14 protein-coding genes are annotated in these 14,278 nt (G+C 61.0%); 9 read left to right on the top strand and 5 right to left on the bottom strand.

Annotated elements, in window-relative coordinates:
• Nucleotide 1 precedes the first annotated feature (1 nt).
• The 9 genes from narH (at nucleotide 2) to F8N21_RS08730 (ending at nucleotide 9,886) form a co-directional block, all read left to right on the top strand.
• Complete coding sequence (gene narH / locus F8N21_RS08770; RefSeq protein ID WP_150641742.1) at nucleotides 2-1,540, top strand: nitrate reductase subunit beta; 1,539 nt, start codon at nucleotides 2-4, stop codon at nucleotides 1,538-1,540.
• Nucleotides 1,541-1,542: 2 nt separating this feature from the next.
• A complete protein-coding gene (gene narJ / locus F8N21_RS08765; protein WP_150641741.1) occupies nucleotides 1,543-2,298 on the top strand; it encodes a nitrate reductase molybdenum cofactor assembly chaperone in 756 nt (251 codons plus the stop codon).
• Complete coding sequence (gene narI / locus F8N21_RS08760) at nucleotides 2,291-2,971, top strand: respiratory nitrate reductase subunit gamma (protein ID WP_150641740.1); 681 nt, start codon at nucleotides 2,291-2,293, stop codon at nucleotides 2,969-2,971. Before narJ ends, narI begins: the two co-directional genes overlap by 8 nt.
• A gap of 10 nt (nucleotides 2,972-2,981) precedes the next feature.
• The gene (locus F8N21_RS08755) at nucleotides 2,982-3,956 is read left to right on the top strand and encodes a peptidylprolyl isomerase (protein ID WP_150641739.1); all 975 of its coding nucleotides are present in this window, start codon (nucleotides 2,982-2,984) and stop codon (nucleotides 3,954-3,956) included.
• Nucleotides 3,957-3,981: 25 nt separating this feature from the next.
• The gene (gene moaA, locus F8N21_RS08750; RefSeq protein WP_150641738.1) at nucleotides 3,982-4,974 is read left to right on the top strand and encodes a GTP 3',8-cyclase MoaA; all 993 of its coding nucleotides are present in this window, start codon (nucleotides 3,982-3,984) and stop codon (nucleotides 4,972-4,974) included.
• A 338-nt stretch (nucleotides 4,975-5,312) separates the two neighbouring features.
• Entirely contained in the window at nucleotides 5,313-7,328 is a 2,016-nt protein-coding gene (locus F8N21_RS08745) for a ribonucleoside triphosphate reductase (RefSeq protein WP_150641737.1), read from the top strand.
• A gap of 31 nt (nucleotides 7,329-7,359) precedes the next feature.
• Nucleotides 7,360-7,527 (top strand): anaerobic ribonucleoside-triphosphate reductase, encoded by a 168-nt coding sequence (gene nrdD, locus F8N21_RS31275; RefSeq protein ID WP_150641736.1) that lies wholly within the window; start codon nucleotides 7,360-7,362, stop codon nucleotides 7,525-7,527.
• Nucleotides 7,524-8,219, top strand: coding sequence for an anaerobic ribonucleoside-triphosphate reductase activating protein (locus F8N21_RS08735; RefSeq protein WP_224788186.1), 696 nt, complete (start codon nucleotides 7,524-7,526; stop codon nucleotides 8,217-8,219). Before nrdD ends, F8N21_RS08735 begins: the two co-directional genes overlap by 4 nt.
• Before the next feature lie 47 nt (nucleotides 8,220-8,266).
• Nucleotides 8,267-9,886, top strand: coding sequence for a methyl-accepting chemotaxis protein (locus F8N21_RS08730; RefSeq protein ID WP_150641735.1), 1,620 nt, complete (start codon nucleotides 8,267-8,269; stop codon nucleotides 9,884-9,886).
• A 254-nt stretch (nucleotides 9,887-10,140) separates the two neighbouring features.
• On the opposite strand, the gene F8N21_RS08725 is transcribed toward F8N21_RS08730, so the two are convergent.
• The 5 genes from F8N21_RS08725 to F8N21_RS08705 all read right to left on the bottom strand — a co-directional run bounded on the left by F8N21_RS08725 (nucleotide 10,141) and on the right by F8N21_RS08705 (nucleotide 14,232).
• Nucleotides 10,141-11,517, bottom strand: a complete 1,377-nt coding sequence (locus F8N21_RS08725; RefSeq protein WP_150641734.1) for a 4Fe-4S binding protein — start codon at nucleotides 11,515-11,517, stop codon at nucleotides 10,141-10,143.
• Complete coding sequence (locus F8N21_RS08720; RefSeq protein ID WP_150641733.1) at nucleotides 11,505-12,359, bottom strand: FTR1 family iron permease; 855 nt, start codon at nucleotides 12,357-12,359, stop codon at nucleotides 11,505-11,507. Before F8N21_RS08720 ends, F8N21_RS08725 begins: the two co-directional genes overlap by 13 nt.
• Before the next feature lie 38 nt (nucleotides 12,360-12,397).
• A complete protein-coding gene (locus tag F8N21_RS08715; protein ID WP_150641732.1) occupies nucleotides 12,398-12,760 on the bottom strand; it encodes a cupredoxin domain-containing protein in 363 nt (120 codons plus the stop codon).
• Nucleotides 12,761-13,291 carry an iron transporter gene (locus F8N21_RS08710; RefSeq protein WP_150641731.1) on the bottom strand — a complete coding sequence of 177 codons (531 nt, stop codon included), beginning with the start codon at nucleotides 13,289-13,291 and terminating at the stop codon, nucleotides 12,761-12,763.
• Between the two features lie 134 nt (nucleotides 13,292-13,425).
• Nucleotides 13,426-14,232: a carbohydrate deacetylase gene (locus F8N21_RS08705; protein ID WP_150641730.1), complete on the bottom strand. Its 807-nt coding sequence runs from the start codon at nucleotides 14,230-14,232 to the stop codon at nucleotides 13,426-13,428.
• Nucleotides 14,233-14,278 lie beyond the last annotated feature (46 nt).

Raw genomic sequence — 14,278 nt, 5'->3', positions numbered from 1 at the left:
CATGAAAATTCGCTCACAGATCGGCATGGTTCTGAACCTGGACAAGTGCATCGGTTGTCACACTTGCTCAATCACCTGCAAAAACGTCTGGACCAGCCGCGAAGGCATGGAATACGCCTGGTTCAACAACGTCGAATCGAAACCCGGGATCGGCTACCCGAAAGAATGGGAAAACCAGGACAAGTGGAAAGGCGGCTGGATCCGCAATGCCAACGGCACGATCAACCCGCGCATCGGCGGCAAATTCCGCGTGTTGGCGAACATTTTCGCCAACCCGGACCTGCCGAGTCTCGACGATTACTACGAACCGTTCGACTTCGACTACCAGCATCTGCACACCGCGCCGCTGGGTGAACACCAGCCGACCGCACGGCCGCGTTCGCTGATTTCCGGCAAGCGCATGGAAAAAATCGAGTGGGGCCCGAACTGGGAAGAAATCCTCGGCACCGAATTCGCCAAGCGCCGCAAGGACAAGAACTTCGACAAGATCCAGGCCGACATCTACGGCGAGTATGAAAATACTTTCATGATGTATCTGCCGCGTCTGTGCGAGCACTGCCTCAACCCGACGTGCGCAGCAGCCTGCCCGAGCGGAGCGATCTACAAGCGCGAGGAAGACGGGATTGTCCTGATCGACCAGGAGAAATGCCGCGGCTGGCGGATGTGCATCAGCGGCTGCCCGTACAAGAAGATCTACTTCAACTGGAAAAGCGGCAAGTCCGAGAAGTGCATCTTCTGCTACCCGCGTATTGAAGCCGGGATGCCGACCGTTTGCGCGGAAACCTGTGTCGGGCGGATTCGCTACCTCGGTGTGCTGCTGTATGACGCCGACCGCATCAGCGAAGTGGCAAGCACCCCAAATGAGCAGGATCTGTACGAGAAACAACTGGAGATCTTCCTTGACCCGAATGACCCGGCGGTGATTCGCCAGGCTCTGGCCGACGGTGTGCCGCAGTCGGTGATCGATGCCGCGCAGCGTTCGCCGGTGTACAAAATGGCAGTGGACTGGAAACTGGCACTGCCGCTGCACCCGGAATACCGCACCTTGCCAATGGTCTGGTACGTACCGCCGCTGTCACCGATCCAGAATGCCGCCACGGCTGGCACCGTGGGCATGAACGGGGTGATCCCGGATGTCGACAGCCTGCGGATTCCCTTGCGCTACCTGGCTAACCTGCTGACCGCGGGCGATGAGAAACCGGTCAAGCGTGCGCTTAAACGCTTGCTGGCGATGCGCGCCTACAAACGTTCCGAGCAAGTCGACGGCGTCCAGGATCTGCAAGTGCTGGAGGATGTCGGCTTGAGCGTGGCCCAGGTCGAAGAGATGTATCGCTACCTGGCGATCGCCAACTACGAAGACCGTTTCGTGGTGCCCAGCGCCCACCGTGAAGACGCCATGAGTGACGCCTTTGCCGAACGCTCGGGCTGCGGTTTCAGTTTCGGCAGCGGCTGTAGCGGCAGCTCCGACAACAACATGTTCGGCGCCAAGAAGGCCAACCGCCGCGACATCCTGAAAACCGTCCAGTTGTGGGAGGAATGAGCATGCGCATTCTCAAAGTGATTTCGCTGCTGCTCGATTACCCGACCGAGACCTTGGTCGCCGGCCGTGACGAACTGGAGCAGGCGATTATCCAGTCCCGGGAAATCAGCCCCACGCAGCGTGGCGCGCTGTTCGAGTTGCTCGAGCTGATCTGCGCCAATGACCTGATGGACGGACAGGAGCACTACGGTGCGCTGTTCGGCCGCGGGCGCTCGCTGTCGCTGCTGCTGTTCGAGCATGTCCACGGCGAATCCCGCGACCGTGGCCAGGCCATGGTCGACATGATGGCGCAGTACGAAGAGGCCGGGTTTGCCATCGGCGTCAAGGAGCTGCCGGACTACATCCCGCTGTACCTGGAGTACCTCTCCACCCGCGAAGACCTCGAGGCCCGCGAGGGCCTGGCGGATGTTTCGCATTTGCTGGCGTTGCTCGCGGCACGTCTGGAGGAGCGCGAAAGCGCTTATGCCAGCTGCTTCCGGGCACTGCTGCAGATTGCCGGGGCCGAGCCTCATCAGGCCGTGGCCGACCTGCGGGCACAGGTCGCCGCGGAGCCTCGCGACGACTCCCTCGAAGCCCTCGACAAGATCTGGGAAGAGGAGGCCGTGGACTTTCTCCAGGCCGAACAGCAGGACCGTTGCAGTTCGCTGCCAAGCGCCCCGGGCAAGGCCCGCGAGGAAAGCCCGGTGCCGTTGCACTGGGTGGACTTTCAGCAAGAAGGGCCGGCCGCCGTGCCAGCCAAGGAGGTGGACAATGTCTAAATGGAATCTGTTGTTATTCGGGATCTATCCCTACGTCGCCCTGGCGGTTTGCCTGATCGGCAGCTGGGCGCGCTTCGATCTGTCGCAGTACACCTGGAAGGCTGGCTCCAGCCAGATGCTCAACCAGCGCGGAATGCGCGTGGCGAGCAACCTCTTCCATGTCGGTGTGTTGTTCGTGCTGGCCGGGCACTTCGTTGGTCTGCTGACCCCGGCATCGATCTATCACCATGTGATCAGCACCGAGAACAAGCAGCTAATGGCGATGGTCTCTGGCGGCTTCTTTGGCCTGCTGTGCCTGGTCGGCCTGGTGATGCTGGTCAATCGGCGGCTGAGTGACCCTCGGGTCCGTGCCACCTCCAGTACCTCGGACATTGTGGTGCTGCTGGTACTGCTGGCGCAGTTGCTGATGGGTCTGCTGACCATTGGCGCATCCACCGCGCATATGGATGGCTCGGTGATGGTGATGCTCGCCGATTGGGCACAGAACACTGTGTTGTTGCGTCCGGTGGAAGCAGCGGCGGCCATCGCGCCGGTCGGCTTGATCTACAAGCTGCACGTGTTTCTCGGCTTGAGCCTGTTTGTGCTGTTCCCCTTCACCCGTCTTGTACACATGGTCAGTGCACCGATCTGGTACCTGGGACGGCGTTATCAAATCGTTCGGCAGAAAATCTGAGGAGAAAATCATGTCAGGTGGATGTGGATGTGGCGGCGGTAAAGGGGGCAGCGGTGGCTGCGGTTCTTCAACAAAAGCGGAGTCTGTAGCGCCAGACGTGGTCGACGTCGCGCCGGCCGGGGCAGTGCAATTTGAAGCGCTGCCGGTTGAACCTGCGGCAGCTGGCGACGGCGCTGCGGCGCAACTGATCGCCAGCAGCGAGCAGGAGTGGCCGATCATCAGCGTCAACGAGGTATCGATCAGCCCCGAGGCCATGGCCCAGGAGCTGCAATATCACCCGGCCGAAAGCCGCGAGGAGGCGGTCTATCTGGCCGCCCGGGCGTTGGTGATCCGCGAGTTGTTGCAGCAGCGAATCGCCGAACTCGGCCTGTCGTTGCAGATTGCTGCCGGTGAGAACGAAGAGGAGGCGGCCACCCGGTTGTTGCTTGAACAGGAGGTGCTGGTCCCGCAGTGCGATGAGGAGACCAGTCTTCGTTACTACGAAAACAATCGCGCACGCTTCCATAGCGCGCCGTTGCTGGCGATTCGGCACATTCTGCTCGAATGTGACCCGCAGGATGCCGAGGCCCGCGGCCTGGCGCACGATCAGGCGGAAGTCCTGCTGCAGCGCCTGACGGATTTCCCCGGCAGCTTTTCCCAGCTGGCGCTGAACTACTCGGCCTGTCCATCGAAGGCCCAGGGCGGCTCCCTGGGGCAGATCAGCAAGGGCCAGACCGTGCCCGAGCTGGAACGCCAGCTGTTCACTCTGGCGCCGGGAGTGGCCAGTAAACCGCTGGAGAGTCGTTACGGCTGGCATGTAGTCAGTGTCGATCAGCGCATCGAAGGCATGCCATTGCCCTATGAGGTGGTCTCGACGGCGATCCGTACGCAGTTGCAGCAGGGCGTCTGGCAAAAAGCCCTGGTGCAATACCTGCAAACCCTGATCGGTGCTGCGGATATTCGCGGTATCCACTTGCAGGGCGCCGACTCACCGCTGGTGCAGTAAGCACCAGGCCAACCGGGGAAATCTGATGAGCAGTGTCATGCAGGATGGTTTTGGACGGCAGATCGATTATCTGCGGATGTCGGTGACCGATCGTTGTGATTTTCGCTGTGTGTATTGCATGGCGAAAAACATGACCTTCCTGCCGCGTCAGCAGGTTCTGACGCTCGAAGAACTGCAGCGCCTGGCGACCCTGTTCGTCGGCCTGGGAGTGCGCAAGATCCGCCTGACCGGCGGCGAGCCGCTGATTCGCCCGGGTATCGTCGGGCTGTGTCGCAACATTGCCGCCTTGCCCGGGTTGCGCGAACTGGTGATGACCAGCAACGGCTCGCAGCTCGGCCGCCTGGCCCGGCCGTTGACCGAAGCCGGGGTCAAACGGATGAACATCAGCCTCGATAGCCTGGATGGCCAGAAATTTCGCGCGATTACCCGCAATGGTGATCTCGATCAGGTACTCGACGGTATCGAAGCGGCGCGCAGTGCCGGCTTTGAGCGGATCAAACTCAATTGCGTGGTGATGAAAGGCCGCAACTTCGATGAGGTCCTGGACTTGGTGCAGTACGCCATCGAGCAAAAAATCGATATCAGCTTTATCGAAGAAATGCCCTTGGGCGAAGTCGGGCGTTCCCGGGGCGAGTCGTTTTGTTCCAGCGACGAGGTGCGGGCGCTGATCGCCAGCCGTCATGGCTTGCTCGACAGTACCGAGAGCAGCGGCGGGCCTGCGCGTTATGTACGCCTGGAACGCCATCCGGATACCCGGATCGGTTTCATTTCACCCAACAGCCACAACTTCTGCGGCAGCTGCAACCGGATACGGATGACCGTCGAAGGGCGGTTGCTGCTGTGCCTGGGGCAGGAGGACTCGCTGGATTTGCGCGGCTTGCTGCGCCGTTACCCGCTGGATGACCAACCGCTGATCAACGCAGTGCAAAAGGCCCTGCGCGGAAAGCCGTTGCGCCATGATTTCAATCCGGAAGGGGCGGTGCAGATCTTGCGGTTCATGAGTGTCAGCGGGGGGTGATGTCGAGATAATGGCTCGGTCCCGTAGCAGCTGCCGAGCTTTGCGAGGCTGCGTTCGACTGCGAAGCAGTCGCAAATCAGATCAGCGCGGTTAACCTGAATACCGCAGTGCCTGATTTTACGACTGCTTCGTAGCCGAACGCAGGCTCGCAAAGCTCGCCAGCTGCTACGAGGGAATGTGCAAAGCCAGAAATCCTTTTACCAAGCCGCCGCTGGCGGCTTTTTTTGTCCGCGAATTCTTGACGTCGATCAATTGCAGATCGGTGCTTTGTCCGTAGTCTTCACTGCATGTTGTGTCTATAGCTTCTAAAACATCTATATGTAGTGTCTGGAGACCAAATGCAGAGCACGCTGATCTCAGTAGGGTGTAACCGCTTGCACAAGCGCGATGGCAGTCTGGTTGCCTTTGATGCGGACAAGATCCGCCAGGCGTTGATCGCCGCCGGCAAGGCCACTGGCGAATACGCCGAACCCGAGGCCGAGGGGTTGCTCAACGCGGTACTGGCCCGTCTGGAAGGGCAGGCGCGAGTGAATGTCGAGCAGATTCAGGATCGGGTCGAACGGGTCCTGATGGATGCCGGTTATTTCCTCGCCATGCGCGCTTACATCGTCTACCGCGAACAGCACGGGCGCTTGCGCCGTGACCGCAGGACCATGGTCGAGGTGGCGACTTCGATGAACGAGTACCTGGACCGGGATGACTGGCGGGTCCAGGCCAATGCCAACCAGGGTTATTCCCTGGGCGGGCTGGTGCTGAACGTGTCGGGCAAGGTCACCGCCAACTATTGGCTGGACGAGGTCTACAGCGAGGCGATCGGCACTGCTCACCGCGAGGCGGATTTGCATGTGCACGATCTGGACATGCTCGCCGGCTACTGTGCTGGCTGGTCGCTGCGCACCCTGTTGCACGAGGGCCTGAACGGGGTTCCCGGGCGCGTCGAAGCCGGTCCGCCGAAACACCTGAGCAGCGCTCTGGGGCAGATGGTGAATTTCCTCGGCACCCTGCAAAACGAGTGGGCCGGCGCCCAGGCGTTCAGCTCGTTCGATACCTATCTGGCGCCCTATGTGCGGCAGGACAAGCTGAGCTTCCAGGAAGTGCGTCAGGCGATCCAGGAATTCATCTACAACCTCAACGTGCCCTCGCGCTGGGGCACCCAGACACCCTTTACCAACCTGACCTTCGACTGGGTCTGCCCGCAGGATCTGCGCGAACAGATTCCCAGCATCGGCGGTGAGGAAATGCCGTTTGCCTATGGCGACCTGCAAGTCGAAATGGACCTGCTCAACCGCGCCTACATCGAAGTGATGCAGGCCGGCGATGCGAAAGGGCGGGTGTTCACCTTCCCGATACCGACCTACAACATTACCCATGACTTCCCCTGGGACAGTGAAAACGCCGACCGCCTGTTCGAGATGACCGCGCGTTACGGCTTGCCGTATTTCCAGAACTTCCTCAACTCCGATCTGCAGCCCAATCAGGTGCGCTCGATGTGCTGCCGCCTGCAACTGGATGTGCGCGAGCTGCTCAAGCGCGGCGGCGGCCTGTTCGGCTCGGCGGAACAGACCGGCTCGCTGGGGGTGGTCACCATCAACTGTGCGCGCCTGGGCTATGTCTTCAAGGGCGACACCAGCGGCTTGCTGAAGCGCCTGGACACCCTGATGGAACTGGCGATGGAGAGCCTGGAGGTCAAGCGCAAGGTGATCCAGCACCATATGGATGCCGGTCTATATCCCTACACCAAGCGTTACCTGGGCACCTTGCGCAACCACTTCTCCACCATCGGCCTCAACGGCATGCATGAAATGCTGCGCAATTACACCGGCGACGAGCAGGGCATGCACACCGAGAAAGGCCGGCAATTTGCCCTGGATCTGCTGGACCATGTGCGCGCCACCTTGCTGCGATTCCAGGAGGAAACCGGCCACATGTACAACCTCGAAGCGACTCCGGCCGAAGGCACCACTTACCGCTTCGCCAAGGAAGATCGCAAGCGTTACCCCGACATTCTCCAGGCCGGCAGCGTCGAGGCGCCGTACTACACAAACTCCTCGCAACTGCCGGTGGGTTTCACCGACGATCCCTTCGAGGCGCTGGAGCTTCAGGACGAACTGCAATGCAAGTACACCGGCGGCACCGTACTGCATCTGTACATGGCCGAGCGGATTTCCTCGACCGAGGCCTGCAAGCAACTGGTGCGCAAAGCCCTCGGACGTTTCCGCCTGCCGTACCTGACCGTGACTCCGACCTTCTCCATCTGCCCGGTGCATGGTTACCTCGATGGCGAACATGAATTCTGCCCGAAATGCGACGAGGTCCTGCTGCTGCGCGAGCAAAACCTCGGCACCGCTCATTGATTCGATTCACTCAACTGCAAGGAACTTCATCATGAATGCATCGCAAACCCTGCCCCTGGCACAACGTCAACGCTGCGAAGTCTGGACCCGAGTGATGGGCTATCACCGCCCGGTAGCGGCGTTCAATCCGGGCAAGCAGTCCGAGCACCGCGAGCGGGTTCACTTCACTGAAAGCGCGGCGCTGGCCGGGCGCCAATGAGTCGAACGCTTCGGGTCGGGGGCATGGTGCCCCTGACCACCCTCGACTATCCGGGGCAGCTGGCCTGTGTACTGTTTTGCCAGGGGTGCGCCTGGCGCTGCCGCTATTGCCATAACCCGCAACTGATCCCGCCGCGCGGCAGCGAAGAAGTGGATTGGTGTCGGGTGCTGACGTTTCTGCAACGGCGCCAGGGCTTGCTCGATGCCGTGGTGTTCAGCGGTGGTGAACCGACGCTGCAGGACGGCCTGGCCGGCGCCATGGATGAAGTGCGCAAGATGGGCTTTCGCATCGGCTTGCACAGCGCCGGGATCAAACCGGCGGCCTTTGCCAAGGTGGTGATGGAGGCCGATTGGATCGGATTCGATATCAAGGCCTTGCCCGAAGATTGCCAGACCATCACCCGCATCGCCGGCAGCGGCACCGCCAACTGGCGCAGCCTGGAGTATCTGCTGGCCAGCGGTGTCGACTATGAGTGCCGCACCACGGTGCATTGGCACTTGTTCGACCCTGCGCGCCTGTTGATCCTGGCCCGGCGGCTGAGCGCACTAGGCGTCAAACGATTTGCCGTGCAACTGGTCAGGACTGCGCGCATGCTCGATCCGCATTTGTCGAGTATTTCCGCACAGGTCGAGCAGGCCGAACTATGGGCGGCCATGCGTGAGTTGTTTCCGCAGTTTGTATTACGAGGCTAGGCGTTGCCATGGATGATGATCAAGGTATTAATCGGGGAGCATTTGACATGGCCAGACTCAGTACCGCCAAACGCATTTTGCTGGGTTTTGCCATTGCACCGCTGGCGCTGATGGGCCTGGCATTGTATGCACTGCACGACCTGGCCACGCTGAAAGATCAGTCGGTTGTTATCGTCCAACAGGACTGGCCGAAAATCAGCCCGATCATGGTCATTGCCACAGGCGTGCGCGATAACGCCAGGAACACCCGGGATTTGCTGATCGATAAGGACAACCAGCAGGTTCAGCAGTCTGTCGACAGCACGAAAAAACGTATTACGACGGCGCTCGAAACCCTGGAACCGTTGTTCTATTCACCCGAAGGCAAAGTTGCCTATGCAACCCTGAAAAAGCATCGCGAGGCCTATGTCGTTGCGTTCACCCAGGTGCAGGCTCTGATCCGCCAAGGTGCCCTCGATGAAGCGATGGCGCAGCTTAAACAAAAAGTCATTCCCGCCGAACTTGAGGTCTATGGCAGTCTGGATGGGCTGATGACCCTGCAAGGACAACTATTCGCCGACCGTGAAAGGGTGGCGCAAGATCTCTATAACGATGCCCGGCGTAACATGCTGGGATTGTTTTTATTCTGTCTGGCCCTGGTCATCGCCGTCGCGGTCATCGTGACGCGCAGTGTGACCAGGCCCTTGGGTGGCGAGCCAGATATTGCAGCGCGAGTCTTGAATCAAATCGCTCAGGGCGACCTGACGATTCAAGTGCCTCTGCGCCCAACCGATGGTGGCAGCCTGATGATGAATATGCATCAGATGCAGCGGAGCTTGAATGTGATGGTCAGGCATATCGCCGCCTCGGTTGATCGGGTTGCCTGTTCTTCCGAGGAGCTGAGCGCGGTCAGCAGCCAGACCAGCAGCAATTTGCAATTGCAGGGACTCGAGATCGAGCAGGCTGCAACGGCGGTGAACCAGATGACCGCTGCGGTCGACGAGGTGGCGCGCAATGCGGTCAGCACTTCTGAAGCCTCCCGAGAATCCGAGCTGACCGCCCAGCGCGGGCGTGAACAGGTTCAGGAAACGGTTGCCTCGATAGGCGAACTGGCCGCCGGTGTGACCGATACCTCGGCGCGCATTCAACACTTGGCCGGCCGGGTACAGGATATCAGCAAGGTTCTGGATGTGATTCGCAGCATTGCCGATCAAACCAATTTGCTGGCCCTCAACGCTGCGATTGAAGCGGCTCGCGCAGGCGATGCCGGACGAGGTTTTGCGGTAGTCGCCGACGAGGTCCGGGCGTTGGCCCATCGTACTCAGGTGTCTACTCAGGAAATCGAGCAGATGATTGGCAATATCCGTCTGGACACCGGCCATGTGGTCAGCGCGATGCAAAGCAGCAGCAACCTGGTGCTCGCAACTCTTGAAGTCGCACAGCGTTCGGGTGATGCCCTGGACGAGATTACCCGGTCTATTTCGCAGATCAATGAGCGCAACATGATGATTGCCAGCGCCACTGAGCAGCAGGCATTGGTGGCGCGTGAAGTGGATCGCAATCTGGTCGGTATTCGTAATTTTTCCGAGCAGGTCTTGCTCGGTGCTCAACATACCAATACGGCCGGTCAGGAGCTGGCGGAGATGGCGGGGGCGTTGCACACGACAGTGGCGCGTTTTAAGATCTAGACCGTGTGTGGCGCCGATCCACTGTGGGAGCGAGCTTGCTCGCGATGGCGGCCTGACAGCCGATCTGCCTCCCGCGGATGTACCCAATCCCACTGTAGGAGCTGCCGAAGGCTGCGATCTTTTGATGTTGGCGGCAGAAAAGATCGCAGGCTTCGCCAGCTCCTACGCCGACCGAGTGCACCTGCAATGTCCTGGGTGTCCGCAATCCCCTGTAGGAGCTGCCGAAGGCTGCGATCTTTTGATTTTGATAGGTGTCACCACCCCCAAAACTGCAACCACCAACCATACCCCACCAACCCATTAGCCAATAACAGGCACCCACTGCCCGCCATCCGCGGGGTCAACGAAACTCCCTCACGCCCCAGCACCTTCCACCCCAACACCAAACTCCACGCCATCGCCGCCATCAACAACGATGCTCTTGCCGGTTGTACCCACTCCAGCAGCAAGCCCTCATAGCGCAGCAACTTCACGGTAGTCGCCGACAGCCCGAGAAACAGTCCGGCGCCGCCAAGGGGTGTGAGGGTCAGGGCCAGGGGTGAGTAGAGCGCCGGAGTTCCCGCCAGTCGCGCCGTCAGACGCAACAGAATCAGCAAGGCCGTGCCCAGCAACACCGAGCTCAAGCCCAGGTAGGCGACGATGCTAAAGCCGTCGAGCCAGCTGAAGCTGTCGTTGAGTTGCGGGTAGTGGGTGAGCAGCCACCAGGGGGCGTTGTCCTGCAAGGGCCAGAGCAGGTCCTGTTCAACCAGCCATGAGGCCAGCTGTTGTTTGAGGGCGACGAACCAGGGGCTGATGGTCCACTGGAATCCGCCCATGGCCAGACCGATCACCCCGAACAGCAGCAGGCGTGCATCCCAGACTGACAGTGTGCTGGCGCTAGACTGCAGGATTTCCTGGTTGCTGGAGCGGGCGATCAACTGCACCGCGCTGCGTTGTCCACTGCAGCGTCCGCAGGCATGGCAATCGCTGGCGCCTTGCATACGTCGGATATCGAGCAAGGGTGCGCAGTTGGGTGGCGGCAGTCTTGGCGCGGGGTTTTCCAGCCAGCGCTGTTCGTCCACCTGAAAATGCACCGGAGCCAGTCGGGCGAGCAGGGCGAAGACTCCGCTGACCGGGCACAGGTAACGGCACCAGACCCGTTTGCCGCGGGCGAACAGCAGGCCGACGATGACCGCTGCGACCGTAGAGCCGCCCAGTATCAGCAGGGCGGCCTGGGCGTAGTCATAGACGCTGATCAACTGGCCGTAGAGGGTGGTCAGGCAGAACGCCAGGGTTGGCCAACCGCCCCAGCGCAGCCAGCGCGGTACGCCAAGACCTTTGCCGTAGCGGCTGGCCCATTCGCTCAGCGAGCCTTCCGGGCACAGCACGCCGCACCAGAGGCGGCCGAACAGCACCATCGACAGCAGCACAAACGGCCACCAGATGCCCCAGAACAGAAACTGCGCGAGCAGGGTCAGGTTGTCGAGGATCCGCGCCTGGCTGTCTGGCAGTGGCAGCAGCGCCGGTAGCAACAGCAGCAGTCCGTAGAACAGCACCACCAGCCATTGCACAGCACGAATCAACGGCGCATGGCGGCGCATCCCGTCGCCCAGGCGCTGCAGCCAGAGATTGCGCCGACTCAGCTCGGGCATGGGGCTTTTTCCAGCGGGCGCTTGCGCAACCAGCCAGCAACGATCAGCCAGTAACCGATCAGCACCATCAGGGTCGCGCAACTGGGGCTCGCTCGATAACCGGCAAAGCCGGCGAGGAAACTACCCAGGCCGTGGCTGTCGCTGAGCAACGCGTTGCTGTCCCAAAGCGCTTCGCCAAACACGCCATAGATTATCTCCGGCACCTCCAGGGCCAGCAGTTGCCCGCCGATGCGCTCGATGCCGCTGACCAGTAGGGCCGCGCCGAGCATCAGCAGCAGGGCTTCGCTGAGGGCAAAAAACCTGGGCCATGAAATGAACCGGCGGCTGCTCTGCAGCAGGACGACGGTCAATCCCGCCAGCACCAGTCCCGCCAACCCGCCAAAGGCGAACAAGCCGAGCTGCGGGCCGCGCAACTGAGCCCCGGCGCCATAGAGAAAGACCACGGTTTCGCTGCCTTCACGACTGACCGCAAGCATCGCCAGCAGCAACAGCCCGAGGCCGCCTTGCCTGGCCAGATGGCCGTCGGCGTGGCGGCGCAGATCCTGCTTGAGGGTCCGTGCGTGGTGATGCATCCAGCCGACCATTTGCACGATCAGCAGGCTGGCAACCAGCGCCAGAGCGGCCTGGAACCATTCGCTGGTCGATCCGCTCATGGCCTCGCCGGCAAACAGAATCAGCACCGCCAGCAACCCAGACAACATCAACCCCAGCACCACGCCGGCCCACAGGTATCTGAGCAGCCGATTGCCATGGCTTTGCTGGCTGACCCAGGCCTGGAGAATGCCGATCACCAGCAGCGCCTCGACGCTTTCGCGCCAGACGATGAACATTGATTGATTCATGGAAAGCGCCTTGATGGAAAACTCCGTGGACGGCCCGGTTATTTGGCGAGGATGCCGCCTTCGGGCAATTGCAGATTGAACTCGTCGAAGAACGGATAGTGACCAGGTCGCAAGGGGTGAATGACCACGAAGGTGGTCACCCCCGGCGACAGGACTTTTTCCACCCGCAATGGCGTGCTCTCGAACTCTGCCGGCCCCTGGCCGATGTTTTTCAGGACGATCTTGAAACGTTGCCCGGCCGGCACCTCCAGCAATGCCGGGGTGAAGTGCCCGTCGCGCATGGTCAGCTCATAAGTCGGCAATTGGGCATGGGCGGCCAATGGCGTGATCGTCCAGGCCAGCAACAGCCAGGCCCGGCCAAACCTTGATCGTCCGCGATGCCGGGGCAGCGTAGGGTTCATTCAATAGCCGCCTTTCTTGCCGATCCCGGCGTAGATGAACTCGTAGTGCAGCTCACAACGCTCGAACCATGGCGCCACGCCGGTTTCCTTGTCGGTGTGGCGACCCAGGGAACCGTGACCGCCGGGTGGCAGGACGCTGAAGGTCAGTTGGTATTTGCCCGGGCCAAGCAACTTCACATTATCGCCGTAGTGCGGACCGTCATTGGCCACCATGGCATGGAAGTCGCCCTTGAGTTCGGTGGCGCTGCCCTGTTTCTTCAGGTTGAAAGAGACATTCAGGTAGGGCACGAAACTGCCTTCCTGAAAGCCCTGTCGATTGTCCGCGGTGGCGCGAATGTCGGCTTCCAGATGCACGTCGGATTCCGCCGTGGCGCGCATCATGCCGGCAGGCGCCATCTCGATCGGCTGCAGATACACCGCCGCGACTTCCAGCCCCGGACACAATTGCGGCTCGCCAATCGGGTACTCCTTGGCCTGGGCCAGGGGAGCCAGCAACAGTACGGCGAGCGACAGCGAAAAGGTGGTACGCATGAGGTCTTCCTGGGCACTGACGAGTAGGAGTCCGAGTCTAGGAAGGTTTCTTGCGAATAATAATGATTATTGTCAATTTTTGCGCAGATCGACGATGTCACAGCAGCAAAAATCTCTGGTTTAAGCCGAAGCAATCAGGCCGAGCCCGGACTATCGAATATCCCGACCGCTGCCGTCAGGGTTTTACCCGCCACGCTGTAGGGAACCCGCGGAACCCCCGACAGACGACTCTCCAGCACCTGGCTCAAGGATTCCCCCGGGTTCAGATCGGCATCGCCGAAATCCGCACCCAGCAGGTGGGGATGAATGACCACTTCCAGCAGACCGTCAACCGGCGGCGCGGCATTGCGCAGATCGGCCGGGGTGCAGACGTGGTCGGCGGTTGCGCCGGCGAGGCTGCGCAGGCGCCGGTTGAGCAAGGTCTTGAACAGGCGCTTGCCGGTGCCGATATTTTGCCCAAGGTTATGCGCCAGACGCAGCGCCACACACTGCCTGGCGGCGAAGCGCGCGACTATTTCGCCGATGGGCCAGATAGTGTGTACGTGCTGGTGCGAATCCAGGTGACTGGGCTGCACACCGAACTCCAGGCAGCGTTGCCATTGTGCTTCCAGCTCCTCCAGCACCGCTTGCCGGGCCTGGCGGCCAAGCCACAGGCTGTGGCGCGACAGGTCCAGATCGAATTCGCCGCTGGGGCTACAGAACGCCGGTTGTTCGAGAATCGCTTCGCTCAGCGGACGCCCGTAAGTGAGGTTGAAGTGCAGGCCGATCCGCCCCTGCAGCAGGGGATGGTGGGCCATGGCGCAGGCGGCGGGAAACGCCGGCATGTTCGCCATCGCGGTTGCGGAGCTGATCAAACCGGTCTGGAATGCCCGCAGGATCACCGCGTTCTCCTTCTCGCTGAGGCCGAAGTCGTCAGCGTTGACTATGACGTGCTGAGGCATGGTGATCCTCCAGTGGGGTTGGACGGGTAACGACAGGTTTGGCGCG

This window comes from Pseudomonas fluorescens, from assembly GCF_902497895.1.
GTDB classification, from domain to species: domain Bacteria; phylum Pseudomonadota; class Gammaproteobacteria; order Pseudomonadales; family Pseudomonadaceae; genus Aquipseudomonas; species Aquipseudomonas fluorescens_BP.
The sequence above is the reverse complement of the archived record's forward strand: the minus strand, read 5'-3'. Positions and strand labels throughout refer to the sequence as shown.